The organism is Pseudomonas sp. DY-1 (assembly GCF_003626975.1).
Lineage (GTDB): Bacteria > Pseudomonadota > Gammaproteobacteria > Pseudomonadales > Pseudomonadaceae > Metapseudomonas.
In genome coordinates this window covers 1,081,214-1,106,888 of sequence record NZ_CP032616.1, presented here as the reverse complement: position 1 = coordinate 1,106,888, position 25,675 = coordinate 1,081,214, and the positions used below count along the sequence as shown (strand labels likewise).

21 protein-coding genes are annotated in these 25,675 nt (G+C 63.8%); 5 read left to right on the top strand and 16 right to left on the bottom strand.

The window, feature by feature from the left end; genetic code table 11:
- The first annotated feature begins 94 nt into the window (after nucleotides 1–94).
- Both pobA and D6Z43_RS05460 read left to right on the top strand, forming a co-directional pair.
- Complete coding sequence (gene pobA, locus D6Z43_RS05465; protein ID WP_120650979.1) at nucleotides 95–1,279, top strand: 4-hydroxybenzoate 3-monooxygenase; 1,185 nt, start codon at nucleotides 95–97, stop codon at nucleotides 1,277–1,279.
- 135 nt (nucleotides 1,280–1,414) lie between these two features.
- The gene (locus D6Z43_RS05460) at nucleotides 1,415–2,542 is read left to right on the top strand and encodes a glycoside hydrolase family 5 protein (protein WP_120650978.1); all 1,128 of its coding nucleotides are present in this window, start codon (nucleotides 1,415–1,417) and stop codon (nucleotides 2,540–2,542) included.
- Here D6Z43_RS05460 and D6Z43_RS05455 read toward each other — a convergent pair.
- From D6Z43_RS05455 to D6Z43_RS05400, 12 genes are all read right to left on the bottom strand, one after another.
- Nucleotides 2,528–4,279 carry an ABC transporter ATP-binding protein/permease gene (locus D6Z43_RS05455; RefSeq protein WP_120650977.1) on the bottom strand — a complete coding sequence of 584 codons (1,752 nt, stop codon included), beginning with the start codon at nucleotides 4,277–4,279 and terminating at the stop codon, nucleotides 2,528–2,530. The two genes, D6Z43_RS05460 and D6Z43_RS05455, sit on opposite strands and share 15 nt — an antisense overlap.
- Before the next feature lie 438 nt (nucleotides 4,280–4,717).
- Nucleotides 4,718–6,055: a hybrid sensor histidine kinase/response regulator gene (locus D6Z43_RS05450; RefSeq protein ID WP_120650976.1), complete on the bottom strand. Its 1,338-nt coding sequence runs from the start codon at nucleotides 6,053–6,055 to the stop codon at nucleotides 4,718–4,720.
- Nucleotides 6,039–7,202 (bottom strand): alcohol dehydrogenase-like regulatory protein ErcA, encoded by a 1,164-nt coding sequence (gene ercA / locus D6Z43_RS05445; protein ID WP_120650975.1) that lies wholly within the window; start codon nucleotides 7,200–7,202, stop codon nucleotides 6,039–6,041. Before ercA ends, D6Z43_RS05450 begins: the two co-directional genes overlap by 17 nt.
- 227 nt (nucleotides 7,203–7,429) lie before the next feature.
- Complete coding sequence (locus D6Z43_RS05440; protein WP_120650974.1) at nucleotides 7,430–9,277, bottom strand: S9 family peptidase; 1,848 nt, start codon at nucleotides 9,275–9,277, stop codon at nucleotides 7,430–7,432.
- On the bottom strand, nucleotides 9,243–10,394 hold the full coding sequence (gene pqqE, locus D6Z43_RS05435; protein ID WP_120650973.1) for a pyrroloquinoline quinone biosynthesis protein PqqE: 1,152 nt from the start codon (nucleotides 10,392–10,394) through the stop codon (nucleotides 9,243–9,245). Before pqqE ends, D6Z43_RS05440 begins: the two co-directional genes overlap by 35 nt.
- Nucleotides 10,363–10,644 (bottom strand): pyrroloquinoline quinone biosynthesis peptide chaperone PqqD, encoded by a 282-nt coding sequence (pqqD, locus tag D6Z43_RS05430; protein ID WP_120650972.1) that lies wholly within the window; start codon nucleotides 10,642–10,644, stop codon nucleotides 10,363–10,365. The genes pqqE and pqqD overlap by 32 nt, the downstream gene beginning before the upstream one ends.
- Complete coding sequence (pqqC, locus tag D6Z43_RS05425) at nucleotides 10,641–11,393, bottom strand: pyrroloquinoline-quinone synthase PqqC (RefSeq protein ID WP_120650971.1); 753 nt, start codon at nucleotides 11,391–11,393, stop codon at nucleotides 10,641–10,643. The genes pqqD and pqqC overlap by 4 nt, the downstream gene beginning before the upstream one ends.
- Before the next feature lie 64 nt (nucleotides 11,394–11,457).
- Nucleotides 11,458–12,372: a pyrroloquinoline quinone biosynthesis protein PqqB gene (gene pqqB / locus D6Z43_RS05420; RefSeq protein WP_120650970.1), complete on the bottom strand. Its 915-nt coding sequence runs from the start codon at nucleotides 12,370–12,372 to the stop codon at nucleotides 11,458–11,460.
- 46 nt (nucleotides 12,373–12,418) lie between these two features.
- The gene (gene pqqA / locus D6Z43_RS05415; RefSeq protein ID WP_072432761.1) at nucleotides 12,419–12,490 is read right to left on the bottom strand and encodes a pyrroloquinoline quinone precursor peptide PqqA; all 72 of its coding nucleotides are present in this window, start codon (nucleotides 12,488–12,490) and stop codon (nucleotides 12,419–12,421) included.
- A 310-nt stretch (nucleotides 12,491–12,800) separates the two neighbouring features.
- Entirely contained in the window at nucleotides 12,801–14,321 is a 1,521-nt protein-coding gene (locus D6Z43_RS05410; RefSeq protein ID WP_120650969.1) for an aldehyde dehydrogenase family protein, read from the bottom strand.
- A gap of 131 nt (nucleotides 14,322–14,452) precedes the next feature.
- Nucleotides 14,453–15,715, bottom strand: a complete 1,263-nt coding sequence (locus tag D6Z43_RS05405) for a methyl-accepting chemotaxis protein (RefSeq protein ID WP_371924404.1) — start codon at nucleotides 15,713–15,715, stop codon at nucleotides 14,453–14,455.
- 519 nt (nucleotides 15,716–16,234) lie between these two features.
- Nucleotides 16,235–18,019 carry a methanol/ethanol family PQQ-dependent dehydrogenase gene (locus D6Z43_RS05400; RefSeq protein WP_120650967.1) on the bottom strand — a complete coding sequence of 595 codons (1,785 nt, stop codon included), beginning with the start codon at nucleotides 18,017–18,019 and terminating at the stop codon, nucleotides 16,235–16,237.
- Nucleotides 18,020–18,246: 227 nt separating this feature from the next.
- On the opposite strand from D6Z43_RS05400, the gene D6Z43_RS05395 reads away from it, so the two are divergent.
- Nucleotides 18,247–19,260 (top strand): AI-2E family transporter, encoded by a 1,014-nt coding sequence (locus D6Z43_RS05395; protein ID WP_120650966.1) that lies wholly within the window; start codon nucleotides 18,247–18,249, stop codon nucleotides 19,258–19,260.
- A 74-nt stretch (nucleotides 19,261–19,334) separates the two neighbouring features.
- On the opposite strand, the gene D6Z43_RS05390 is transcribed toward D6Z43_RS05395, so the two are convergent.
- Genes D6Z43_RS05390 through pedF form a run of 4 tightly spaced genes read right to left on the bottom strand, consistent with a single transcriptional unit; the run spans nucleotide 19,335 to nucleotide 22,364 of the window.
- Nucleotides 19,335–20,270: a quinoprotein relay system zinc metallohydrolase 1 gene (locus tag D6Z43_RS05390; protein WP_120650965.1), complete on the bottom strand. Its 936-nt coding sequence runs from the start codon at nucleotides 20,268–20,270 to the stop codon at nucleotides 19,335–19,337.
- A gap of 9 nt (nucleotides 20,271–20,279) precedes the next feature.
- Nucleotides 20,280–21,029 (bottom strand): quinoprotein dehydrogenase-associated SoxYZ-like carrier, encoded by a 750-nt coding sequence (locus D6Z43_RS05385; protein ID WP_120650964.1) that lies wholly within the window; start codon nucleotides 21,027–21,029, stop codon nucleotides 20,280–20,282.
- A 13-nt stretch (nucleotides 21,030–21,042) separates the two neighbouring features.
- Entirely contained in the window at nucleotides 21,043–21,921 is an 879-nt protein-coding gene (locus D6Z43_RS05380; RefSeq protein ID WP_120650963.1) for an ABC transporter substrate-binding protein, read from the bottom strand.
- Between the two features lie 5 nt (nucleotides 21,922–21,926).
- On the bottom strand, nucleotides 21,927–22,364 hold the full coding sequence (pedF, locus tag D6Z43_RS05375) for a cytochrome c-550 PedF (protein WP_120650962.1): 438 nt from the start codon (nucleotides 22,362–22,364) through the stop codon (nucleotides 21,927–21,929).
- Nucleotides 22,365–23,077: 713 nt separating this feature from the next.
- On the opposite strand from pedF, the gene exaA reads away from it, so the two are divergent.
- Both exaA and D6Z43_RS05365 read left to right on the top strand, forming a co-directional pair.
- A complete protein-coding gene (gene exaA, locus D6Z43_RS05370; protein ID WP_120650961.1) occupies nucleotides 23,078–24,946 on the top strand; it encodes a quinoprotein ethanol dehydrogenase in 1,869 nt (622 codons plus the stop codon).
- 58 nt (nucleotides 24,947–25,004) lie between these two features.
- A complete protein-coding gene (locus D6Z43_RS05365; protein WP_120650960.1) occupies nucleotides 25,005–25,652 on the top strand; it encodes a pentapeptide repeat-containing protein in 648 nt (215 codons plus the stop codon).
- Nucleotides 25,653–25,675 lie beyond the last annotated feature (23 nt).

Here is a 25,675-nt window from a genome sequence, read left to right as displayed (position 1 = left end):
GCTCATCCACAAAAAATACAGGCCAACCACAACACGAGGTGAGCCGCGACTGCGTTGCGCCGGCCCCCCGGAACCCTTCGAGAGGACAACAACAATGAAGACTCAGGTCGCCATCATCGGCGCCGGCCCCTCCGGCCTTCTCCTCGGCCAGTTGCTGCACAACGCCGGTATCGACAACGTCATTATCGAACGCCAGAGCCCGGACTATGTCCTCGGCCGCATCCGCGCCGGTGTGCTGGAACAGGGCATGGTCGATCTGCTGCGCGAAGCGGGTGTCAATGAGCGTATGGACCGTGATGGCCTGGTGCATGACGGCTTCGAGCTGGCCTTCGACGGTCGTCGCGAACACATCGATCTCAAGAGCCTCACCGGCGGCAAGAGCGTGATGATCTACGGCCAGACCGAGGTCACCCGTGACCTGATGGAAGCCCGCCAAGCCTGCGGTGCGCGCAGTTTCTACAATGCTGCCAACGTCCTGCCCCATGACCTGAAGTCCGCCGCACCCTGCGTCACCTTCGAGCAGGACGGCCAAACCGTACGCCTTGACTGCGACTACATCGCCGGGTGCGACGGTTTCCACGGCGTATCGCGCAAATCCATTCCCGCTGGCGTGCTCAAGGAGTTCGAACGCGTCTATCCCTTCGGTTGGCTGGGTGTGCTGGCCGATACCCCGCCGGTGCATGACGAGCTGATCTACGCCAACCATGAACGCGGCTTCGCCCTGTGCAGCATGCGTTCGCCCACCCGCACCCGCTACTACGTGCAGGTGTCTGCCGAGGAAAAGGTCGAAGACTGGAGCGACGAGCGCTTCTGGGACGAGTTGAAGAGCCGTCTACCCGAGCAGACCGCGGCGAAACTGGTCACCGGGCCTTCCATCGAGAAGAGCATCGCCCCGCTGCGCAGCTTCGTGGTGGAACCCATGCAGTACGGCCACCTGTTCCTGCTCGGCGATGCCGCCCACATCGTTCCTCCCACCGGTGCCAAGGGCCTGAACCTGGCGGCCAGCGACGTGAACACCCTGTTCCGCATCCTGGTGAAGGTCTATGGCGAGGGCCGCACTGACCTGCTGGAGCAGTATTCGGCCATCTGCCTGCGGCGCATCTGGAAGGCTGAGCGTTTCTCCTGGTGGATGACTTCCCTGCTGCATCGTTTCCCGGAAACCGACGCCTTCGGCCGCCGCATGCAGCAGACCGAACTGGACTACTACGTCGGTTCCGAAGCGGGCCGCAAGACCATCGCGGAAAACTACGTCGGCCTGCCCTACGAGACGATCAGCTAAGGCGCCTTCCCGACAGGGTGCGCCTTGCTGTCGTCACCAATGGGCCTGGCGGCCTCCCGCTCATGACCTAGGCTTGCAAGGGCGATTCGCAAGAATTCCAGAAGCTCGGTTCCTGCCGTTCAAAGGAGTGCAGTCATGGCGCAGCAGAATTCCGTTCAGGCCAATCCCCACCAGAAACTGCGCGGAGTGAATCTGGGCGGTTGGCTGGTTCTGGAGAAATGGATGACCCCCAGCCTGTTCGAAGGGCTGGAGGCTACCGACGAAACGACCTGGTGCGCCGAAATGGGCGCACGAGCTCCGGAGAGACTGAAGCGGCACTGGGAAACATTCGTTACCCGCGATGACTTCGCCTGGCTGCACGAGCACGGCATCAATGCTGTACGAATCCCCCTCGGCCACTGGATATTCGGGCCCGATTACCCCTACCACTCCAAGTACGGTGAAATCCGCCACCCCTTCGTCGTAGGCGGCATCGAGGTGCTTGACCGGGCCTTCGCCTGGGCTGATGAATTCGGCCTGCGAATCGTGCTTGACCTGCATGCCGCCCCTGGCTGCCAGAACGGCTTCGACAATGGCGGTATCAAGGACATCTGCGAATGGCACACCCAGGACGAGTACCGCGCCCATTCGCTGAGCGTGCTGGAGCGCCTGGCCGAGCGTTATCACGACCATCCGGCCCTGCATGCCATCGAAGTCCTCAACGAACCGCGCTGGGATGTGCCGACCGATTACCTCAAGGGCTACAACGTCGACGCGTACCAGCGTATTCGCCGGCATTGCAGCGCGGATAAGGTCAGCGTGGTCTTCCACGACGGTTTCCGCCCCTTCGAGCAGTACCTGGGATTCATGCAGGCACCGGAATTCGCCAACGTGGTCTTCGACATCCACCGCTACCAGTGTTTCGAGCGCGGCGACATCGACAGCGACATCTACACCCATGTGCACAAGGCCAGCGGCCAGTGGAAATCCGAAGCCGATGCGATCATCCAGCAGCTGGGCATTCCGGCGTACTGCGGCGAGTGGAGCCTGGGGCTCGACTTGAAAGTGGTTTCGCTCTGGGCCGAAGGGCCGTTCAACCACGCGCTGGAGCACATGGACCGCTTCCAGCAGGACGTAGCCTATCGGGGCTACGCCGCCGCCCAGCTACTGACCTTCGAAAAATACCTAGGCTGGTTCTTCTGGAGCTACAAGACGGAAACCACACCGGCCTGGTGCTTCCGTGAATGCGTCCAGCGCGGTTGGTTACCGTCAGTTTTTTCGTAGTGCACGCAGCGGTGTGCCATAGCCGACCACCGCGTCGTTCGGCAGGTGATTGAGCAGCAACTTGCGCTGGTAGTTGCGCTCCAGGCCGGCCTGGAAGCTGATGGCCAGCAACGTCGTATCCGGCAGTTCGCGATGCAGCATGTCCATCAGGTATTCCTCGCCCTGGGGCTCGAAGGCACTGGTGGCCTCCTCGATGAACACCCAGGCGGGCTGATGCAGGATCAGCCGGGCGATACCCAATCGCTGCTGGGCGCGCAGTGGTAGCACGCTCTGCCAGTTCTCGACGTCTTCGAGGCGCTTTGCCAGCCAGGCGATCCCCGCGCATTCAAGGGCAGCGCGCATTGCGCTGACGGCGTAGGTTTCGGCCGGATGCGGATAGCAGAGCGCCGCACGCAGACTTCCAACGGGCAGGAAGGGGCGCTGCGGCAAGAAGCACATGGCCGGCCCCGCCGGCAGCCAGACCTCGCCATGCCCCCATGGCCACAAGCCGGCCATGACCTTGAACAGGCCGATGGTGATCGTCGGATCGCCGGATATCAGCACCCGTTCTCCCCGCTGGATCACGACGTTGAGCCCCTCGATCAGCACCTGTCCGTCAGGGTTGGAAATGCACAGGTCACGCAGCACCATTTCCGTCTTCGGCGACTGCGCCAGATTGATCCGGTGCGCCTGCGCTTCGTTGCCCTGCTCTTCCAGGCTCACCAGGTCGCTGTAGAGGCTCATCACGCGATCCGCCGATGCCCGGCATCGAGCCAGTTCCGCAAGATTGTCGATTGGCCAGGACAGCGCCGAAGTCAGCTGCTGGAATGCCTGCGCCGCCTGCATCAGCACCCCCAACGTCATGCTTCCGGCGACGTACTGGGGCGCCATGATCAGGATCGGGAATACCGGCAAGAGCACGCCGTAGCCCGAGGAAAACGACACGATTCCAAGATAGGCGCGGGTCTGGCGATACCAGCGTTGACCCAGTTCGGCGAAATGCACTGAAGATTGCTGGCGCTCGGCCGCTTCCCCTTGCATCAGCGCGATGGACTCGGAGCTTTCCCGGGCGTGAGCCAAGCCAAAGCGGAAATCAGCCTCCGCGGACTGCAACCTGTTGGTCGCCCTGATCAGCGGGCGGCCGAGGAGCATGCCGAAGATCGTACCGGCGCCGGCGTAGGCGACGGCCAGAATCACCATGTAGCCGGGCACCATCAACGCGGTTCCGGGAAAGTTGGCACTGCCGGTGACCGTCAGCAGGATGTCGGCGAAGCTGCCGAAGATCAGCAGCGAGTAAACCAGCGAGTGAGTCAGGGAAATCGAGCTCTCGGTAAAGACGTGAATGTCTTCGGCGATGCGACCGTCTGGATTGTCATGCTCCCCTTCGGTCAATTGCAGTTGGTAGTGATGTCCGTGCGCCATCCACTTGTCGAGAACCCTGGCCGTCAGCCATTTGCGCCAGTCCAGCTGAAGCCAGCGCTTGACCCGCATGTGCAGCGCAGTGACGCCCACGGTCAGCAGCAGGATCACCACGAAGGTACCGATCTGGACCATCAGGCGATTCAGCGACCTGGCCTCCAGCGCGTCGAACAGCGCCCGGTTCCAGTAGTTCAGGCAGATCACCAATGCGACCTGGGCCAGGGTGAGCACAAGCAACGCCAGGGTGTAGCCGCGCGCCTTCCATTTCCCGTTGGAGTTCCAGTACGGCATCACCAGACTCAGGAACTGCCAGCGCGACCTTGCCGCCGGCCGGGTCATCTAGCTGCCGCTCGATTCAGAGAAAGGACGAGCGGGAAACCTGGAAGAGTCAGGGCCCACCTTGTGCTGCGCACAGGCGTCGCAGCAGTTTCCCCAGCGCGGGCGAGCCTGTGTTGCCGCCCAGTCCAGCATAAGAAGCATCATCTGACCCCCTGCTGCTCGAGGCCGTAGCCTCAGGTTGCTCAGCGAACTCCGGGGAGCGCGTTGTCTGCCCTGCCGATCGTTGGCATTCGGCGAGGGGCTGTCGCGGGGCGCGGCTTCAACGCAGGAGCGGACGAAGATCGATCATCATGATCGCGTCTCATCGGACTCGTTGCGTGGCTACGCCGGTAAGGTTGATTCAAGCACACGGAATCTGATCCACCGCTTTTTTACAGACCGTCGAGCACCTCTGGCCGAAAAAGGTGGATCAACGGACTCGGTGGATACACCACCACGTCAGCCCGCATTGCCGATCAGTTGGCTGATCACCGCCCTCAGCTTGCCCGGCTTGACCGGTTTGTTCAGCAGCGGCACACCGAGCTTCTGCAGTTTGCGGCGGCACTGGTCGCTACGGTCAGCGGTGATGATCACCGCCGGGACCTGCCGCTCGAAACGCTGGCGAAGGGCCAGGATCACATCGCAACCGACCATGCCGTGGTCGAGGTGATAGTCGACCAGGATCAGGTCCGGCGCCTGATCTTCCAGCACTTGCTGGGCGGTGGCCAGGTCAGTGGCGGTCATCACTTCGCACCCCCACTGCCCCAGCAGCGCCGACATGCTTTCGAGAATGTCGGGTTCGTTATCCACCACCAACAGGCGCTGGCCGGGCAGTGGATCGCCGGTTACGGAACGTGGCTCCCCGAGGGCTCTCGCCTCGGGTTGCGACCTGGCCAGTGGCACTTCAATACTGAACACCGAGCCTCGCCCCAAGTGCGACTTCACCTCAACCCGATACGCCAACATGCTGGCAATCCGATCGACTATCGCCAGGCCCAGGCCCACGCCCTTGCGTTCCGCTGCACGACCGACGTCCAGCTGATTGAACTCCAGGAAGATCGCCTGCAGTTTGTCCTCCGGAATGCCGCGACCACTGTCCCAGACCTCCAGGCGCAAATGGTCACCACGGCGACGGGCGCCCATCAGGACGCGTCCGCGCACTGTGTAGCGGCAGGCATTACTGAGGAAGTTGCGCAGGATACGCGTCAGCAGGCGAAAGTCCGTGCTGATGCACAGGCGCGGAATGCGCACGCGCAACCCCAGCCCGGCGGCTTCGGCAACGCTCTCGAACTCCGAGGCCAACGGGCCCAGCACCTCGTCCAGTCGATAGACATCCACATCCGGCTTGATCGCGGCCTGGTCCAGCTTGGAAATATCCAGCAGGTCGGTCAGCAGGTCCTCAGCCCCTTCCAGCGCCTGGTGGGTGCGCTCCACCAGCTGATGCTCGGACGCCGGCAGGTCGCGCTCGCGCAGGGTGGAAACCAGCAAGCGCGCAGCGTTCAGCGGTTGCAGCAGATCGTGGCTGGCAGCGGCCAGGTACTTGTCCTTGCTCAGGTTGGCCGCTTCGGCCGCGTCCCGTGCCTCGCGCAACTGCTCGTTCAGCGCCTGGAGTTCGCGGGTGCGGTCCAGCACGCGTTGCTCCAGTTCGTCATTGAGGGTCTGGTAGCGGTTGCGCTCGGCTTCCAGCTCCTCCAGGCGTGCCAGCAGTTCTGGGTAATGACTCTTGCGCGCGGAGTGACTGCCCAGGCCTAGCAGCCCGGTCAACGCCTCGCGTGGGTCGTCAGAGGGCCTCGGCATACACCACCTCGACATCCCGCTGGCTGGATTCGCGCGGGTTGGTGAGGATGCAAGGGTCGTGCATGGCGTGGCGCGAAAGGAACGGAATGTCCGAAGTGCCAACACCTTGCAGGCCGAGGGTCTCATGGAAGCCCACCGCGCGCTTCAGGGTCACCAGGTGCTCCACCAGGCGCTGGCGCACCTGATTGTGGGTCAGGCCACGGCAATCGATGCCGAAAGTCTCGGCGATCACCTTGAAGCGTTCCGGCGCAGCACTGTAGTTGAAGGCCACCACGTGCTCGACCAGCACCGCGTTGCACAAGCCGTGTGGCAGGTCGAGGAAGCCACCCAAGCTGTGGGACATGGCATGCACGGCGCCGAGGATCGCGTTGGAGAAGGCCAGCCCGGCCTGCATGCTACCGAGCATGATCTTCTCGCGCAGGGCGATGTCCTGGGGATTGGCGATCATCGCCACCAGGTTGCCGTTGATCAGGCGCATGGCTTCCAGCGCGTGGGGGTCGGTGAGCGGGCCGTGCCCCGTGGAAACGAAGGCCTCGATGGCATGAACCAGGGCGTCGATGCCGGTACAGGCAGAGAGGAACGGGTCCATGCTCAGGGTCGTTTCCGGGTCGATCAGCGACACGTCGGGCACTACCGCCTTGCTGACGATGGAGAACTTCATCCGTTCCTGCTGGTTGGAAATGATCACGAACTGCGAAACGTCGGCCGAGGTGCCGGCGGTGGTCGGGATCAGGATAAGCGGGGGACTGGGCACGGTCAGGGTGTCCACCCCTTCGAACTCGAGGATGCTGCGCCCATGGGCGACCACGATGCCAATGCCCTTGGCGCAATCCATGGGGCTGCCCCCGCCCACGGCGACAATCACGTTGCAACCCATGGTGCGGTAGTAGTCGGCCCCTTCCATCACCTCCTCCACGCGGGGGTTGGGCGATACCTGGGTGTAGAGGCAATGATCGATGCCCTGCGCCTGGAGGCTGGCCTCCACATCGGCGACCCAGCCAGCGGCTTGTACGCCGGGGTCGGACACCACCAGCACCTTGCGCGCGCCGAAGGTACTGGCGTAATTGCCGACATTGTGCCGGCAACCGGCGCCGAAAATGATCTCGGGAGAAACGAACTTGCGAAGCGAGCTGATATCGTGACGCATCAAACGGCTCTTTCTTGTAGTTATCGGGTGAGTAGGATTCAGCGTACTGGAATCGCGGCGCATTACAATCCGACCTTGGATGGCTTCCCCATACTGCCGGAGGTGGGATCTTACCGTTGTGTAGGCGAATTCATTCACCAAGGGCAATGAAGTGCCCCCAGGAGGCTCGTTGGGCAGACCTGCGGTCTGCTTGGCGATTGAAATCCCGCCCACAAGGTTGCCGTCTCTCAAGCATTCAGTAGCCGCAGATAGAACGCCAGCTCCGCCTCCAGCGCGTGGGACAGGTTGGCGGCCTTTCGAAAGCCGTGACGCTCTTCGGGATAGACATGGCACTCCACCTGCCGTCCGGCCGCTTGCAGCGCCGCGACCATGCTGGCGGTCTGCTCCGGAACCACCACCGCGTCCTGTCCGCCCTGGAAGAAGATTACTGGCGCACCGATCTCGCCCGCCCGTAACACCGGCGTACGCTGCCGGTAGCGCTCAGCGTCCTGTTCAGGATCGCCGATCAGCCAATCCAGGTAATCGGCCTCGAACTTGTGAGTCTTCTGGCGCAATACCAGTGGGTCGCTCACACCGTAGTAGCTGGCGCCGCCTCGGAAAGGTGTTTCCCCGACCAATGCCAGCAGCGTGGTAAAGCCACCAGCGCTGGAGCCCCGAATGAAAGCCCTGTCGCGATCCACCAGCCCCTGGCTGGAAAGATGGGCCAGCAGCGCCTTCGCGTCATCGACATCCAGCTCGCCCCAGCCATTTGCCAGGCGCTGCCGGTAGGCGCGGCCATAGCCGCTGCTGCCGCGGTAATCCAGGTCTGCCACGGCAAAACCACGCTGGGTCCAGAACTGGATGCGCGGATCGAGCACCGGCTGGCAGGCGGAAGTGGGCCCGCCGTGGCAGAACACCAGCAACGGCGGGAGCTGACTTCCTGGAGGTTGGAAGTGCTCGTTGCACGGCGGATAGAAGAATGCATGGGCCCACTCCCCCGCCGCTGCGGCAAACCGCAGCGGCTGCGGGCGGGAAATACCCGCGGCCGGCAATCCCGAACCTCCGCCAGCCAGGACCTGCCGCGAACCACTTGCGCGGTCGATAGCCAACACGGCACTGGCGCTCTGAGACCCGGCGGCGATGCAGTAGTAGTGCCTGTCATCCGCCGCCAACTGACGGAAACGGCTGTAGTCGGGCACCAATGGCAGGCCATCGCCGGCGGCCAGATAACCCTGCCCATCGACCAGCCAGCTCCGCAACCCAACATCTGGCAAATAGCTGCAGGCGCCCAGCTGCCATGGTGCCGGCGCATGGTCCGCCAACACCGCGGGCATTGCCCGGAAGCCGTGGGCGTCGAGCCGCCACGGCTGCCACCAGCCATTACGGTCACTCAGGCAGTAGAGACGGCCTTCGTCATCGAAGCGTGGCTGCTGCAGGGACTCACCGCCTTCCCCCCCAGCGAGCGTTTCAACCATGCCCCAACCATTGTCCTGGCGGCGGCGCAGGCAAAGCCGCGTTTCCGTCCAGGGTTGCGCTGGGCGACTCCACTCGATCCACGCGAGGGACTGGCCGTCCGGGCTGATGCGCGGGGCAGCGTAAAAATCAGCGCCCTCGGCCAATACCTGACGCGAGCCTGCCAGGCTGATCTCCACCAGGCGATGCGTCCCCTGCTCTTCCTCCACCGCCAGCACTGAATGGCCTGATGGCTGGAGGTCGCCGTAGCGGCGCCGGGGATCGACAGTCAAGCCGCGCGGCAGAGCAGACAATGACTGGAAATAGAGCTGCTGGTCGGATTCGTTGACGAATGCAACGCCCTCGTCGAACAGGCAAAACGCACCGCCGCCGTACTCATAAACCCGGCTACGCAGGGAGAAGCCGTCTGGCGTCAGGCAACGTGCTGTCCCACCCTGCCAGCGCCACAGGGTAGTGCGGCCATCGGCGGGGTCGAACAGGCTCCAGAACAGGCCGGCCACGCCACAGCGCAGTTCGGCGAAATCGCGGCTTGCCGCTACCGCGTTCTCAGCGCTCCAGTCGCTGTCCCAAAAACCAAAGGGGCGAATCTCAGCCGCGGCAGATGATCTTGGAGGTGCGCTCATTGCGATAGGTCAGTTGCTCCAGGGTGCGAGGAGCATGCTCCGCTTCTTCCCGGGCCGCCAGTATCTGGCCGTGGTGTGCCGACTTGGCGCAGACCGGGTCGGCGTTGCTGGCGTCGCCGGTGAGCAGGAAGGCCTGGCAGCGGCAACCGCCGAAGTCCTTTTCCTTCTCGTCGCAGGAGCGGCACGGCTCGGGCATCCAGTCATAGCCACGGAAACGGTTGAAACCGAAGGACTCGTACCAGATATGCCTGAGATCGTGCTCCTTCACGTTGGGGAACTGCACCGGCAACTGGCGGGCGCTGTGGCACGGCAGCGCGGTGCCGTCCGGGGTGATGTCGAGGAACAGGCTGCCCCAGCCGTTCATGCAGGCCTTGGGGCGTTCCTCGTAGTAGTCCGGGGTGACGAAGATCAGCTTGCACGGGTGCTTCTCGGCGGCGAGCTTGTCCCGGTACTCATTGGTGATGCGCTCGGCCCGTTCCAGCTGGGCGCGGGTCGGCAGCAACCCGGCGCGGTTCAGCTCGGCCCAGCCGTAGAACTGGCAGGTGGCGAGTTCGACGAAGTCCGCCTCCAGCTCCAGGCACAGTTCGATGATCCGCTCGATGCTGTCGATGTTGTGCCGGTGGGTGACGAAGTTCAGCACCATCGGGTAGCCCTGCGCCTTCACCGCGCGGGCCATCGCCAGCTTCTGCGTAAAGGCCTTGCGCGAGCCGGCCAGCAGGTTATTCACCTCCTCGTCGGCGGCCTGGAAGCTGACCTGGATATGGTCCAGCCCGGCGTCCTTGAAGGCGGCAATGCGCGCCTCAGTGAGGCCGATGCCGGAGGTGATCAGGTTGGTGTAGTAGCCCAGCTCCCGCGCGGCGTGGATCAACTCTTCCAGGTCCTGGCGCACCAGCGGCTCGCCGCCGGAGAAGCCGAGTTGCGCCGCGCCCAGCTCACGGCCCTGGCGGAACACCTCGATCCACTGGGCCGTCGTCAGCTCTTCGCCCTGCTGGGCGAAGTCCAGCGGATTGGAGCAGTACGGGCACTGCAAGGGGCAGCGGTAGGTCAGCTCGGCCAGCAGCCAGAACGGCGGCCCCGGCTGGGTTTCAGGCTTCGAGTTGCAACCAGAACTGGGCATGAGCCACCTCGATGAACGCCAGAATATCTTCGTTCAGGCCGGGAACATCAGGGAAACGGCGACGCAGATCAAAGATGATCTGCGCCACCGATCGCTGACCATCCACCAGGCGCAGGATTTCCCCCGCGCTCTCATTCAGCCGCACCATCCCTTCGGGATAGAGCAACACATGGCAGCCCTGGGTCGGCTCCCATTGCAGACGGAAGCCACGACGCAGGTTGGGCACCTGCTTCAGGTCGAAGTCGCTCATAGGGCAATCCCCCGATGCCAGACCCGCTCACGGGTCACCGTGTGGTAAGGCGGACGGTCCAGTTCGTAGGCCATGCTCATCGCATCGAGCATGCTCCAGAGCACGTCCAGCTTGAATTGCAGGATCTCCAGCATGCGTTGCTGAGCCTCCCAGGTGCGGTAGTGCTCGAGGGTGATGCGCAGGCCGTGCTCGACGTCGCGGCGCGCCTCCTTCAGGCGCTTGCGGAAGTAGTCGTAGCCAGTCGGATCGATCCAGGGATAGTGCTGCGGCCAGCTGTCCAGCCGCGACTGGTGGATCTGCGGGGCGAACAGCTCGGTCAGCGAACTGCTGGCCGCTTCCTGCCAGCTCGCGCGACGGGCGAAATTCACATAGGCGTCCACCGCGAAACGCACCCCCGGCAACACCAGCTCCTGGGACAGCACCTGCTCGCGGTCGAGGCCCACCGCCTCGGCCAGGCGCAGCCAGGCCTCGATGCCACCTTCCTCGCCGGGCGCGCCATCGTGGTCCTGGATGCGCTGGATCCATTCGCGGCGGGTATCGCGGTCCGGGCAGTTGGCCAGGATGGCGGCGTCCTTCAGCGGGATGCACACCTGGTAGTAGAAGCGGTTGGCCACCCAGCCCTGGATCTGCTCGCGGCTCGCACGGCCTTCATACATGGCGCGGTGGTACGGGTGGTGGATGTGGTAGCAGTCACCCTTGGCGCGCAGGGCCTGCTCGAATTCGGCGGGAGTCATGGCGGTCTGGCTCATGCTCGATGTCCTCGTAGGGTGCGCCGTGCGCACCGTAATTGGTTCGTGGTGCGCACGGCGCACCCTACAGCTCGATGCCCATGCCGTCCCAGGCCACTTCGATGCCGTGGCGGCCCAGTTCAGCGCGCTCGCGGGAATCGACGTCGAGGATCGGGTTGGTGTTGTTGATGTGAATGAGCACCTTGCGCGGGCCCGAAATGCCGTCGAGCACTTCGATCATGCCGCCCGGGCCGCTCTGTGGCAGGTGGCCCATCTCGCTGCCGAGCTTGTCGCCGACCTCGCAATGGCGCATTTCGTCATCGCGCCACAGCGTGCCGTCGACCAGCAGGCAGTCGGCGCGGCGCATCCAGCCGAGCAGTGTCTCATCCACCTGGCCCAGGCCCGGGGCGTAGAACAGGCTGCCGCCGCTCGCCAGGTCCTCGATGAACAGGCCGATGTTGTCGCCCGGATGCGGGTTGCCGCGATGCGGCGAGTACGGCGGCGCACTGCTGCGCAGGGGGATGGCGGTGAACTTCAGGCCGGCGCAGGTGGGAATCTCGAACACCGGACTGGCCAGGTCGATGGGGTGCCACGCCAGCCCGCCGTTCCAGTGCTGGAGCATGTTGAACAGCGGGAAGCCGCTGGTCAGGTCCTGGTGAACCATGTCGGTGCACCAGACCGGGTGCGGACATCCTTCGCGCAAGCTGAGCAGGCCAGTGACGTGATCGATCTGGCTGTCCATCAGGATGATCGCGGCGATGCCCGTGTCGCGCACGCGGCGGGCCGGTTGCAGCGGTGGGAAGGCGTCGAGCTGGGCGCGGATATCCGGCGAGGCGTTGCACAGCACCCAGTCGACGCCATTGGCGCTGAGGGCGATGGAGGACTGGCTGCGCGGCTGCGCCCGGACCTTGCCGCTGCGTACGCCGGCGCAGTTGCGGCAATTGCAGTTCCACTGGGGGAAACCGCCACCGGCGGCCGAGCCGAGAATCTGGATGTGCATGGGATTAGCCCTGGCGGGGGCCCCGGCTGGGCCGGGGCGATGCGGATCAGCGGTTGGCGAAGTACAGGGTCACTTCGAAACCAATGCGCAGATCGGTGAAGGCGGGTTTAGTCCACATGGAGTAATCCTCTTGTTATGCCGCCGGAGGATTCCGGCAAGGCCAGTTAACCACCGGCCCAGAGGGGCCCGAATGGTACTTTCGGAGGAGATTTACTCGTGATTTGGTAGGGGCCGGTTGGGCATCCACAAAAGATCACGCCAACCAATGTGCCTTGAAAAAAAGAAAACGCGGCCGAAACCGCGTTGCGACAAAGCCCTGTCGGGCATTGGATGTGGGGGCGCTCTTTCCCGCAGACAGGACGGCGTCGCCTAAGGGGATTGTGGCGCCCAAACCGGCGCGCCACGGGTTCGACAAGGGCGCATCAGACTCAGAAGAAGCCCAGCGGATTGATGTCGTAGCTCACCAGCAGGTTCTTGGTCTGCTGGTAGTGGTCGAGCATCATCTTGTGGGTTTCACGGCCAACGCCAGACTTCTTGTAGCCACCGAACGCGGCGTGTGCCGGGTACAGGTGGTAGCAGTTGGTCCACACGCGGCCCGCTTTGATGCCACGGCCCATGCGATAGGCGCGGTTGATGTCGCGGGTCCAGAGACCGGCACCCAGGCCGAACTCGGTGTCGTTGGCGATCGCCAGGGCTTCGGCTTCGTCTTTGAAGGTGGTGACGCCCACCACCGGGCCGAAGATTTCCTCCTGGAACACGCGCATCTTGTTGTGGCCTTTCAGCAAGGTCGGCTGGATGTAGTAGCCGCTGGCGAGGCCGCCTTCGAGCTTCTCGGCAGCCCCACCGGCCAACAGCTCGGCACCTTCCTGCTGGGCGATGTCGAGGTAGGAGAGGATCTTCTCGAACTGCTGTTGCGAAGCCTGGGCGCCGACCATGGTGTCGGTGTCCAGCGGGTTGCCACGCTTGATGGCTTTGACCTTCTTCATCACCTCGGCCATGAACGTCGGGTAGATGGATTCCTGCACCAGGGCGCGGGACGGGCAGGTGCAGACTTCACCCTGGTTGAAGAAGGCCAGGACCAGGCCTTCGGCGGCCTTTTCGATGAAGGCCGGCTCGGCCTGCATGATGTCTTCGAAGTAGATGTTCGGGCTCTTGCCACCCAGCTCCACGGTGGAGGGGATGATGTTCTCGGCGGCGCACTTGAGGATGTGCGAACCCACCGGGGTGGAGCCGGTGAAGGCGATCTTGGCGATGCGCTTGCTGGTGGCCAGCGCTTCGCCCGCTTCCCTGCCGAAGCCTTGCACCACGTTGAGTACACCGGCCGGCAGCAGGTCGCCGATGAGTTCCATCAGCACCATGATCGACAGCGGGGTCTGCTCGGCGGGTTTCAGTACCACGCAGTTGCCGGCGGCCAGGGCCGGGGCCAGCTTCCAGGCGGCCATCAGCAGCGGGAAGTTCCACGGGATGATCTGGCCGACCACGCCCAGCGGTTCGTGGAAGTGGTAGGCGGCCGTGTGTTCGTTGATCTCGGCAGCGGATCCTTCCTGGGCGCGGATGCAGCCAGCGAAGTAGCGGAAGTGATCGGCGGCCAGCGGCACGTCGGCATTCAGGGTTTCACGCACGGCCTTGCCATTGTCCCAGGTTTCGGTGACGGCCAGGACTTCCAGGTTCTGCTCGATACGGTCGGCGATTTTCAGCAGGATCAGGGCGCGATCCTGGACCGAGGTGCGGCCCCAGGCATCGGCGGCGGCATGGGCGGCGTCCAGTGCTTTCTCGACGTCGGCGGCAGTGGAACGGGGGAATTCGGCAATCACCTCGCCGTTCACGGGCGAGGTGTTGGTGAAGTATTCACCACCCACCGGTGCGACGAACTCGCCGCCGATGTAGTTGCCATAGCGAGGCTTGAAGGTGATGACGGCGCCGGGAGTGCCTGGTTGTGCATAGATCATGGCGATGCTCTCTCTGGTCGGGACCCGCCCGGCCGGGCAGGTTGTGGACCGATCTTAGTCAGCCGACACCACCCCCCGGTATGCGCACATGGGACAGAGACCCTCCTCATTTGGTAGTAGATTGCGGGCGCTCAGGCCCGCGCCAGAGCCTCTCTTATCGCCGTCGGAGTTGCGGCCGCCTGTTCCGGCCTATACCCCAGGCGCAACCCACCCCAGTGCCGTTCCCGGACGATGATCGGCACCGAGAGATCGTGCATCAGTTCCCCGGTATCGCGGGTGTAGGTCTGCAGCAGCAGCGGCTGTTGGTGGCTCCCACAGCGCAGGCCGGTGCGGTCGTTGAACATGCGTTTACTGCGACTGCACGCCATGTCCTGCTCCGGATCGCCGCAAGGTGCCTGGCTGAAGGCTTTGTTGTGGGTCGGCACGTAGCCTTCCTGGGTGCAGGCGATGGCGAAGACCAGCCCCTCATGTTGCGTGAGCAGCGATTCCTGGATATCCGGCAGGACCTGGTCGGTGTAGCGGTCGAAACGCGAGCTGTACTTCTGCGGATAGGTTCCGGGCACCACCTGGAAGCGGCGGTCGAAGAGATCGTCGAGGCTGATGCGCCCTTCCTGCACGTCCCGCTCGAAGCGCGCAGCGATGGCACTGGCACCTTCGCGGGCCAGGTCGTAGATGCGCTGGTGATAGTCATCCAGTCCCACTTCCGCCAGTCGCTCACTGATTGTCTCGGCCTGTCCCTCCAGCTGGCTGGCCGCCCCGGCCAGGCGGCGAGTCTGTTCATCACTGTCACCGAGGTCACGGCGCATCTGCCCCACTGCCTCGAACAGCCCGGCGAGCTGGTCACGGTTGGTACGGGCACCATGGGCGATCTGGTCCACCTGCCCTTCCACCGCTGCGGCCAGACCGGCGATCTTCTCCAACTGGCGGCCAGTCAGCTCGACCTGGCCGACACCGGCCTCCAGGTCGCTGGAGAGTTGCTGGATCTGCTCGACCACCAATGAGGTCTGCCGCTGGATGTCGGCCACCATCTGCCCCACTTCACCGGTAGCACTGGCCGTACGCCCGGCCAGACCACGTACCTCGTCTGCCACCACGGCGAAGCCACGACCATGCTCGCCAGCTCGTGCCGCCTCGATGGCAGCGTTCAGCGCCAGCAGGTTGGTCTGGCTGGCGATGGACTGGATGACCTGGGCCACCTGCTGGATCTCCTCGCTGCGCTGGCTGAGCGTGGCAATCAACTCGCGGCTGGCGCCGGCCCTGAGACTCAGTTGCTGCATGAGTTCGATCGCCTGCCGCAGCACTTCGCGCCCCTCATCGCCGCTCTGGCGCACATCGTGGGCAGCAGCGAACGCCTGCTGGCTGAGTTCGGACGTAGCCGCCTCGGTGGAGATCATCACCTCGGCGCTGCCGACGATACGTTCGGCAGCCTGCAATTGAGACTTGAGGCGTTCGGCCAGACGATCCACCGACCAGGCCACGCCGGCGGCGGACAGCGCGTTGTGGCTGGTGCTGCGGGAAAGGTCGCGGGTCAGCCGGGAAAGGTCGGCCCCCTCCTCCACCTTTGTCGGCGCCTGGAGCTTTTGGCGGAACAGCCAGGGAAGCGGCACCAGAACCAGAATGCCCAGCCAGGGCGGCAGGCCAGCCAGGGTAACGACGCCAGCGATAGAGAGGATCAGGAAACTGTGGATCAGGCAGTTGCGCATCGCTTGTCCCTTTGTTGTTTCCGGGTATTAAGCGGCGAATTGCTATCTGGCGACATGGTTCCTTGGTCGTAGTACCAAGGGGAACAACGGCCATCACCGCATCGCGGTGCCCATGGTGCCCCCTACGGCCAGGTCCAGGTGGGTGCGCTGCGCGCACCGTTCATGTCGTCCCGGAAAGAAAAGGCCCGCCGGAGCGGGCCTTGTTGCGCATCAGCGCTTGGCTACGACATCTGCCTTGGGCAGCTTGAAGGTCCAGAGCATGCCGCCCTGGTTCAGGTCCTTGATGCGTTTGGCCACCTCGCCACCCCAGAGCGGCACCGCGCCACCCCAGCCGGACAGCACGGAGACGTACTGCTCACCGTCCATTTCCCAGGTGATGGGCGAACCGATCACGCCGGAACCGGTGTTGAACTCATAGAGCTTCTTGCCGGTCTTGGCGTCGAAGGCCATCAGGTAGCCCTCGGGGTTGCCGGTGAACACCAGGTTGCCCTTGGTCGCCAGCACACCGCCCCAGAGCGGCGCATAGTTCTTGTAGCGCCAGACTTCCTTGCCGGATTTGGGATCGATGGCACGCAGCACGCCGATGTAATCCTCGTTCAGCGGCTTGATGGTGAAACCGGCGCCCAGGTAGGCCGCGCCCTTCTTGTAGGAGATGTTCTCGTTCCACATGTCCATGCCCCACTCGTTGGACGGCACGTAGAACAGGCCGGTGTCCTGGCTGTAAGCCATGGGCATCCAGTTCTTGCCCCCCAGGAAGGACGGCGCGACGAACACCGAACTACCGTGCTTACCGTCACCGCCCGGCGCGCCGGGGCGTTTGGCGTCGTCGTAGATCGGACGGCCTTCCTTGTCCAGGCCCTTGGCCCAGGTGACGGTGTCAACGAACGGGAAGCCACGGATGAACTTGCCGTTGGTGCGATCCAGGACGTAGAAGAAGCCGTTGCGGTCGGCGGTGGCAGCCGCTTTCACGGTCGTGCCGCCATCCTTGTAGTCGAAGGACACCAGTTCGTTGACGCCGTCGAAGTCCCAGCCGTCGTGCGGCGTGGTCTGGAAGTGCCACTTGATGGAACCGTCTTCCGGATTCAGGGCGAGGCGCGAGGAGGAATACAGGTTGTCCCCCGGACGCAGGTGGGAGTTCCAGGGCGAGGGGTTGCCGGTACCGATCAGCAGGGTGTCGGTGTCCGGGTCGTAGTAGCCGCCCAACCAGGGCGCGGCACCGCCGGTCTTCCACAGGTCGCCGGGCCAGGTCTTGCCGGGCTGGCCACCGGAGATACCGTTCTCCACCTGCTTGCCATCCTTGTAGACATAACCCATGTGGCCTTCTACGGTCGGACGGGTCCAGAGCAGCTCACCGTTCTTCGGGTTGTAGGCCTCGATCTTGCCCACCACGCCGAACTCGCCACCGGCGACGCCGGTGATCAGCTTGCCTTTCACCACCAGCGGTGCGGCAGAGATGGAGTAGCCGGCCTTGTAGTCGGCCACGGTCTTGCGCCAGACCACCTTGCCAGTGTCCTTGTTCAGTGCCACCAACTTGGCGTCGAGCGTGCCGAAGATCACCAGGTCGTCGTACAGGGCGACGCCGCGGTTGATGACGTCACAGCAGGGCATGATGCCGTCAGGCAGGCGGGCATCGTATTGCCAGAGTTTCTTGCCGGTGCGGGCGTCGACGGCGAAGACCCGCGAGTAGGAACCGGTGACGTACATCACGCCATCCTTGACCAGCGGCTGGGCCTGTTGGCCACGCTGTTTCTCACCGCCGAAGGACAGTGCCCATACCGGGCGCAGTTGCTGCACGTTTTCGCTGTTGAGAGCTTCCAGAGTGCTGTAGCGCTGACCTTGCAGGCCCAGACCGTTGGTCACCACCTGATCGGTGGATTTGGCGTCATCGAGGATGTCCTTGTCGGTGACACCGGCCAACGCCAGGCTGCTGGACAGCACCAGCGCGACACCGAGCAGCGTCAGGGCAAAAGGCGGTTTGAGTGTGGCGAGCTTCATTGACGGCTACCTCTGCGGGCTTGTTGTTGTGATCCGGGAAAATTTCCCGGTCTGCCGCAAATTCTTGGTTTGCCGCGCCAGACCAACAATTGGACGCAGTGCTGATTTTCCTACTCCGTTGGTAGCAATACCGCCAATCCCCCGCATACTTCAGCTGCCGATTGTGCTGCGGCGCCTACCACTGGCAGACTGCCGCCCCTGCTTCGCACTCCAACGTCCCGGGACCTATGCAAGTCTTCAGTGATCGTCAACTGCTCCTGGCCAGCTGGGCCATCGTTCTCCTCGGCCTGCTACTGGTACTGCCTTTCCGGCTCCTGCCGTCCCTCCTGTCCGGGCTGCTGGTCTATGAACTGGTAATCAGCCTCGCGCCCCGCCTGCAACCGGTGATTCCCGGCGGTCGCCGCGCCCGTTGGCTGGCGGTGGCATTGCTCGGCACGCTGGTGGTGAGTCTGTTATCGCTGTTCTTCGTGTGGATCGCCGGCGTGGTGATGCAGGAGGTGCACAACCCCGGCCAGCTGCTGGAGAAATTCATCACTCTCACCGAACAGGCACGCGCACAGCTGCCGGCGTCCGTCGAGAACTACCTGCCGGCCAGCGCCGATGACCTACGCCGCGAACTGATGGATTGGCTGCGCGCCCACGTCGGGCAGCTGCAGTTGCTGGGCAAGGGGGCGGCGCACACCTTCGTGACCATGCTGATCGGCATGATCCTCGGCGCCATCATTGCGCTGCAGCCCATCCCCAACTTCGAGACCTTGCGTCCGCTCAGCCGCGTGCTGCTGGAGCGCATGGCCCTCCTGGTCACCGCCTTCCGCAACATCGTCTTCGCGCAGATCAAGATTTCCCTGGTCAACACCACCCTCACTGGCATTTTCCTTGCGGTGGTGCTGCCGCTGATGGACATCCATATGCCACTGACCAAGGTCCTGATCCTGCTGACCTTCCTGCTCGGACTCCTGCCGGTGATCGGCAACCTGATGTCCAACACCTTGATCTTCATCGCCGGGTTCTCGGTGTCGCTCTGGGTGGCAGTCGGCGCGCTGGGTTATCTGATCGCCATCCACAAGCTTGAGTACTTCCTCAACGCCCGCATCGTCGGCGGGCAGATCAGTGCCAAGGCTTGGGAACTGCTGCTGGCGATGCTCGCGTTCGAGGCGATCTTCGGCTTGCAGGGACTGGTGGCGGCGCCGATCTACTACGCCTACCTGAAGAGCGAACTGAAGCACGCGGAGCTGGTTTAACCCTCCGCAAGTTGCGCTGCGCGCACGGAACCCCTTGCGCAAGACCTCTGGTGCGCCATGCGCACCGGCCTCCTTCATTCCGTCGCGCTATCCACCCTCGGCATCCGCGCCAGTTCGTACTTCGGGTACAGATGGCTGACCGTGCGGATCAGCTCGTAGCGGCTCAGGTTCACCGAGGCGAAACGCTGGGGAATCGGTGAGCGGATCACTTCGTTCATGTCCTCCCCCTTCCCTGCCGCCTCCTTCAGCAAGCCATCCAGCCAGCCCAGATAGTCACGCATCTGTTCGAATGGCGCCTTGTCATGGCTGACGGGCCCGTGGCCGGGCACCAAGGTTTTCCAGGGTAGCGACTGCAGTGTGGCGATATCCGCAAGCCAGGCATCCAGCCCTGGACTATTGGGTGTGGTCAGGGCGCGCTGGTAGAACACCAGGTCGCCGGCGAACAGCACGCCGGTGCGTTCATCCAGCACGGCGAGGTCGGCGCCGGTGTGACCACGCAAGGCCAGCAATCTCAGCCTGTGGCCGCCGACTTCACGCACACTGGGTTCCAGCGTTTCAGTCGGCAGGACAACTTCAGTGCCGCGCATCCAGTCGCCGACCAGGCGGTACATGTTCTCCGCCATCGCGTTGCCCTGCTCGTCCAGCAGCTTGCGGGCACCGGCCAGCGCGGCGATGGGGACATCCGTGAATGCCTGGTTGCCCAGCACATGATCCGGGTGATGATGGGTCAGGAGCACCAGGGCCACGGGCTGGTCCGTTACCTGTGTGATCACGCGGCGCATGGCCTCGCCATAGGCCCTCGATGGCCCGGTGTCGATCACCACGACGCCCGCATCGGTAACGATGAAGCCGGTGTTGACGATGTTGCCGCCGTTGGCCTTGTCGAAGTTGCCGGTGCTGCCTTCCAGCAGCCAGGTGTCCTCGGCGATCTGCCTGGGACTGAGGGCATAGTCCTGGCCAGCCTGGGCGGTGCAGACGATGCAGGCCAGCAGAAAAACGATCAAGCGCATGATCTCTCCCTAGAAGCTGGCCTCGAACTCGTTGCCATTGTTGTCCCGCAGCCACAGCCGTGCTTGCTCATCCTCCTGCACTTCCAGGCTGATGGTCGGGTTCTCGCTGACCGCCGGAAACAGTTCCAGGTTGGCCAGCACCTTGCCCCTGACGTCACGCAATTCGACCTGGTTGATGAAGAACTCGGGGATGCCGCCGACCAGGCCGTTGTCCATCGGGTGGTCGATGCGCATGCGCAGGCGACTGCTGTCGCCAAGGAGGAAGCGGCCAGCGTGGACCTGGCCGAGCCGATCCTCCCAGCCGGCCTGGGCACGCACTACGCTGGGTGCCGTGCAGCCGCCACCCGCCGCGTCGACATGGGTGGAGCCGATGTGCCAGAGGCCGTCACGGGTGAGTACGGCGGCGCGGATGGGCGTGGCCTGCTGGACGCGGATGCGAATGGCCAGCGCAGGTTCCACCTGCCCACCGGGCTGGAATACGAATATCTGCGGAATCGGATTGAGTTCGGCCCAGGCCATGATTTTCACCACCTGTCCGGCAAAGGCACGTGCGTCGACCTGGATCGGTACCTGGCGCGAGTCCTCGGCGAAGGGTGGCGCTTCAAGCACCACCTTCGGGTCGTGAACGAATGGTTGGCCACCCAGGAGGCGCTGGTGGAAGTAGTCCCACATGACCGACTCCACCGGATCCTGACCAGCCCCCCAGAGTGGCGCGCTGGTCCCGAGCAACCCCAACAACAGCAACGAACGCCTGTGCATCCCGCACCTCCGGCTATTGAACGTCCTGATAGAACCCCGGTAGCTCGTAATGCAGGCCGTATGAGGCATAGAGCTTGTCCATGCGACCGTCGCGCACCATGCCATCGAGGGTTTCCTCCAGGGCATTGGCCAGTTGGCGATTGCTTTCGTGCACCGCCATGCCGATGTCCCATTCGGGTTGGCCGAGGTTGGGATAGGTGTTGTCGGCATTGCGGATCTGCGGGTCGTGGGCCTCGTGCTGCAGCCAGTCCAGCTCCCCACGCAGAGCCATCACGGCATCCACCTCGCCCTTGCGCATTCCTTCGAAGGCCGCAGCCGTTCCCGGGAAGTGATGGGTGTTGCGCGCCAGACGCCCGGCGAACACCGAGGTGAGATAGAAGGACGGCACGCTTTCCAACTCGACGCCGATGGGATGGAACTGGAACACGCCGATAGTTGGCACTTCCGGCAGTCGACGACTGTCATAGGCAACCTGCCAGCGCTCACGCTGATAGGGGCCGAACATTACTACCTGCTCGTTGGCCAGCTCGCCCACATCGTTGCGCTTTTGCGAGTAATCGCGGTCGTAGGGCACTCGCAGCATCACATCGGCGAGCACACCTGGACGCATGTAGTGCCCCTTCCAGACAAAATTGCGCAGGTCATCGTCGAGCCTTTCTCCCGGGGTGACCCAGAGCAGTTCCAGCTTCAGTCCAAGCCCCTCCGCAAGGGCATTGGCAAGGTCGATATCAACCCCGCGCGCCTGGTCGCCATCCTTGAAGCTGTAGGGCGCGAAGTTCTCGTAGACGGCCACCCGCAGCACACCCGAGTCGACGATGTCGTCATAGGGGCGTACCTGTGCCTGCGCCAGGGGCAAGCACAGCAGCCAGCACAACAGAACCAGCAGGCGCATGGCGATTACTCGTCCACGTGCACGCTTTCCAGGTAGGTGCGGATGGCCCAGAGGGCTTCCTGGCTGAGGAAGTCGGCCATCTTCGGCATGTACACCGCGCCGTCGCGCACGGCGCCGTTGATCACCCGCTCCTTGAACCACTCATCGCCGCTGGCGTCGGTTTCCAGGTAGCGCAGGTCGGGGGCGATGCCGCCGGACTTGGCTTCCAGGCCGTGGCAGCGGGCGCAGTTCTGGTTGTAGGCAGAGGAACCGATCTCAACGGCCAGGTCGTGATTGGCATAAGGCGCGCGATAGGGGTTTTCTTCGCGCCATTCCTTGCCCAGTTCCTCCAGACCTTGGGTGTTGACTGCCTGGGGCACCACGTCGCCATGGGCCAGTACGATTCCGCTGAGGGTAAAGCCGGCCAGGAGTGCGAGGCCGCGCAGTGCGCTGTTCTTGTTCATCACGTACATCCTCATTAGCTGTGCAAGGCGGCGCCCCGGTGGGAGCGCTGTGAGGAAATGGTAAGAAGCCCCTTGCAAGCTCCCCATCCTGCTTTGGTGGCCTGGCACTCCTCCCTTGGTAGTAGTGCGAGCGGAGGCCGGTGAAGAAATTTCCACGCAAAGGTCGATAACGCAGGCGCCAGCGAGCTGGCGAACCACAAAAAGCGATTCGCCAGCTCGCTGGTACTTATGCGATTGGAAAGCAGGTCGGCCTTTCAGTTGGCCCGGGAGCAAGAGGTCGAGATGGAGGGGGTCAGGTCCAGCGAATGAGGGGTGTGCCGGGAGGGGACGCTTGCGGCCCTGGCCAGCTCGAATTCGAGCAGGCAGCAGACGACCAGGAGCGGTAAAAGAAGATGTTTGATAGCAGCCATGACGGAATCCTCTTGCCGGTTCCCCTGCGAGTCAGACTAGGGCCATGAGCCCCACGCGGCCTTACTACCTTGGTAGCGCCGGACCACTACCTTGTGTGGTCGCAGGCGCCCTGCCCCTTTGTCGCAATGCCTTGGCAGGTATCGGCAGCGGCTTTGGCAGCAGTGCCAAATCATGGCCGCAGCGGGAAGTTTTCCCGGCAAGCGCGGGAGCTTTTCCGTATCAAGGTGACGACGCGAATCCCACCATTCGAGACGCCGGGCCAGCAGATGGCCCCGTATCCATCGACTATGGGAATCGCAACCATGACAACAAGATCGCTACCCTTACCTGCCAGCCGGCTTTCGACCGCCATCCGCTGCCTCTTGCTGGTGGGAGGCCTGGCCGCTGCCGGCGGCGCCCTCGCCAAGGCCGTCACCTGGGACGACATCGCCAACGACCATCAGACCACCAGCGACGTGCTGCAGTACGGCCTGGGCACCAACGCCCAACGCTGGAGCCCTCTGGCCCAGGTGAACGCAGACAACGTGTTCAAGCTGGCGCCCGCCTGGTCCTTCTCCTTCGGCGACGAGAAGCAACGCGGCCAGGAATCCCAGGCGATCGTCAGTGACGGGGTGATCTACGTCACGGCCTCCTATTCCCGCGTCTTCGCCCTCGACGCCAAGACCGGCCACCGCCTGTGGACCTACAACCACCGCCTGCCCGACGACATTCGTCCCTGCTGCGACGTGGTCAACCGTGGCGCCGCCATCTACAGCGACAAGATCTTCTTCGGCACCCTGGATGCCCGCGTGGTCGCACTCGACAAGAAGACCGGCAAGGTGGTCTGGAACAAGAAGTTCGGCGAGCACGGGGCCGGCTATACCATGACCGGTGCGCCGACGATCGTGAAAGACCAGAAGAGCGGACGCGTGCTGCTGATCCACGGCAGCTCAGGCGACGAGTTCGGCGTGGTCGGTCAACTCTACGCACGCGACCCGGACAGCGGCGAAGAGGTGTGGATGCGTCCTTTCGTCGAAGGCCACATGGGGCGCTTGAACGGCAAGGACAGCACCCCCACCGGCGACATCAAGGCACCGTCCTGGCCGGACGACAAGAATCATCCCTCCGGCAAGAAGGAAGCCTGGAGCCATGGCGGCGGCGCTCCCTGGCAGAGCGCGAGCTTCGATCCGCAGACCAACACCATCATCGTTGGTGCCGGCAACCCGGCGCCCTGGAACGGCTGGGCACGCACCGCCGACGGCGGCGCCCCGAAGGACTTCGACAGCCTCTACACCTCCGGCCAGGTCGGCGTGGACCCGAGCACCGGCGAAGTGAAATGGTTCTACCAGCACACGCCCAACGATGCCTGGGACTTCTCCGGCAACAACGAACTGGTGCTGTTCGACTACAAGGGCAAGGACGGAAAAACCGTCAAGGCCACCGCCCACGCCGACCGCAATGGCTTCTTCTATGTGGTCGACCGCAGCAACGGCAAGCTGCAGAACGCCTTCCCCTTCGTCGACAACATCACCTGGGCCAGCCACATCGACCTGAAAACCGGCCGTCCGGTGGAGAACCCCGGCCAGCGCCCGCCATTGCCGGAGCCCGGCCAGAAGCACGGCAAGGCGGTGGAAGTCTCGCCCCCTTTCCTGGGTGGCAAGAACTGGAACCCCATGGCCTACAGCCAGGACACCGGCCTGTTCTACGTACCGGCCAACCACTGGAAGGAGGACTACTGGACCGAAGAGGTCGCCTACAAGAAAGGCTCGGCGTATCTCGGCCAGGGTTTCCGCATCAAGCGCATGTATGACGACCATGTCGGCATCCTGCGTGCGATGAACCCCTCCACCGGCAAGATCGTGTGGGAGCACAAGGAGCGCTTGCCGCTCTGGGCCGGCGTGCTGGCCACCAAGGGTGGCCTGGTGTTCACCGGCACTGGCGACGGTTTCCTCAAGGCCTTCGACGCCAAGAACGGCAATGAGCTGTGGAAGTTCCAGACCGGCAGCGGCATCGTCTCCCCGCCCATCACCTGGGAACAGGACGGCGTGCAGTACATCGGTGTGACCGTGGGCTACGGCGGTGCGGTTCCGCTTTGGGGTGGCGACATGGCCGACCTGACCAAGCCCGTGGCCCAGGGCGGCTCCTTCTGGGTGTTCAAGCTGCCGAGCTGGGACAAGACCGCACAACGCTGAGTGACGGACCGGGGCCATGGGCCCCGGTTTCCTTTCCCGACCTGAACGGAAAACTGCCATGAACAACCTGCACCTGTTCCTCCCTCTTGCCCTGCTGGTCACCGGCAGCGTCGCGTTGGCCGACGACGGCGACCTGGTCATCAACGGCTGCCGCATCGTCCCGGAAAGCCGCTGCCCGGGGGCCGACCTGCGCGGCGCCAACCTGTCCAACCAGGACATGAGCAAGATGGACCTGTCAGGTGCCAACCTTGAGGGCGCCGACCTGCGCCACGTCCGGCTGGACCTGGCCAACCTGGAAAAAGCCCACCTGGCTGGCGCCAATCTGACCCGCGCCAGCCTGCAACAGACCAACCTGCGCCTGGCCGACCTTTCGGGCAGTCGCATGGTGGCCGTCCAGGGCTGGGGCATGTTCGCCCAGGCCGCCGAATTCAGGGGTGCCGACCTTTCCGCCGCCTATCTGGAATTCGCCCGTTTCTCCGGAGCGAAGATGCATCAGGTGAGACTCCAGGCCGCCGACCTGGAAATGGCCTGGCTGAGCAAGGCCGATCTCAAGGGCGCCGACCTGCGCGACGCCAACCTGCAGGAAGCCAAGATAGGCGAAGCCAACCTGGAAAATGCAGATCTCACCGGTGCACGCAGGCACTACGCGACGTTCCAGGCCACCAACATGGAAGGCTGCAAGGGTTGCCCGAGCGGCTGGGACTGAGCATCGGTGTGCATGGCCCACCC

Coding starts and splice junctions, on each gene's coding strand:
- D6Z43_RS05365 (WP_120650960.1), top strand. CDS start 25,005: ATGAACAACCTGCACCTGTTCCTCCCTCTTGCCCTGCTGGTCACCGGC.
- D6Z43_RS05405 (WP_371924404.1), bottom strand. CDS start 15,715: ATGATCTCCACCGAGGCGGCTACGTCCGAACTCAGCCAGCAGGCGTTC.
- pedF (WP_120650962.1), bottom strand. CDS start 22,364: ATGAACAAGAACAGCGCACTGCGCGGCCTCGCACTCCTGGCCGGCTTT.
- D6Z43_RS05450 (WP_120650976.1), bottom strand. CDS start 6,055: ATGCCGAGGCCCTCTGACGACCCACGCGAGGCGTTGACCGGGCTGCTA.
- D6Z43_RS05380 (WP_120650963.1), bottom strand. CDS start 21,921: ATGCGCCTGCTGGTTCTGTTGTGCTGGCTGCTGTGCTTGCCCCTGGCG.
- D6Z43_RS05395 (WP_120650966.1), top strand. CDS start 18,247: ATGCAAGTCTTCAGTGATCGTCAACTGCTCCTGGCCAGCTGGGCCATC.
- ercA (WP_120650975.1), bottom strand. CDS start 7,202: ATGCGTCACGATATCAGCTCGCTTCGCAAGTTCGTTTCTCCCGAGATC.
- pobA (WP_120650979.1), top strand. CDS start 95: ATGAAGACTCAGGTCGCCATCATCGGCGCCGGCCCCTCCGGCCTTCTC.
- pqqE (WP_120650973.1), bottom strand. CDS start 10,394: ATGCCCAGTTCTGGTTGCAACTCGAAGCCTGAAACCCAGCCGGGGCCG.
- D6Z43_RS05440 (WP_120650974.1), bottom strand. CDS start 9,277: ATGAGCGCACCTCCAAGATCATCTGCCGCGGCTGAGATTCGCCCCTTT.
- exaA (WP_120650961.1), top strand. CDS start 23,078: ATGACAACAAGATCGCTACCCTTACCTGCCAGCCGGCTTTCGACCGCC.
- pqqB (WP_120650970.1), bottom strand. CDS start 12,372: ATGCACATCCAGATTCTCGGCTCGGCCGCCGGTGGCGGTTTCCCCCAG.
- D6Z43_RS05455 (WP_120650977.1), bottom strand. CDS start 4,279: ATGACCCGGCCGGCGGCAAGGTCGCGCTGGCAGTTCCTGAGTCTGGTG.
- D6Z43_RS05385 (WP_120650964.1), bottom strand. CDS start 21,029: ATGCACAGGCGTTCGTTGCTGTTGTTGGGGTTGCTCGGGACCAGCGCG.
- D6Z43_RS05460 (WP_120650978.1), top strand. CDS start 1,415: ATGGCGCAGCAGAATTCCGTTCAGGCCAATCCCCACCAGAAACTGCGC.
- D6Z43_RS05410 (WP_120650969.1), bottom strand. CDS start 14,321: ATGATCTATGCACAACCAGGCACTCCCGGCGCCGTCATCACCTTCAAG.
- D6Z43_RS05390 (WP_120650965.1), bottom strand. CDS start 20,270: ATGCGCTTGATCGTTTTTCTGCTGGCCTGCATCGTCTGCACCGCCCAG.
- pqqC (WP_120650971.1), bottom strand. CDS start 11,393: ATGAGCCAGACCGCCATGACTCCCGCCGAATTCGAGCAGGCCCTGCGC.
- D6Z43_RS05400 (WP_120650967.1), bottom strand. CDS start 18,019: ATGAAGCTCGCCACACTCAAACCGCCTTTTGCCCTGACGCTGCTCGGT.
- pqqD (WP_120650972.1), bottom strand. CDS start 10,644: ATGAGCGACTTCGACCTGAAGCAGGTGCCCAACCTGCGTCGTGGCTTC.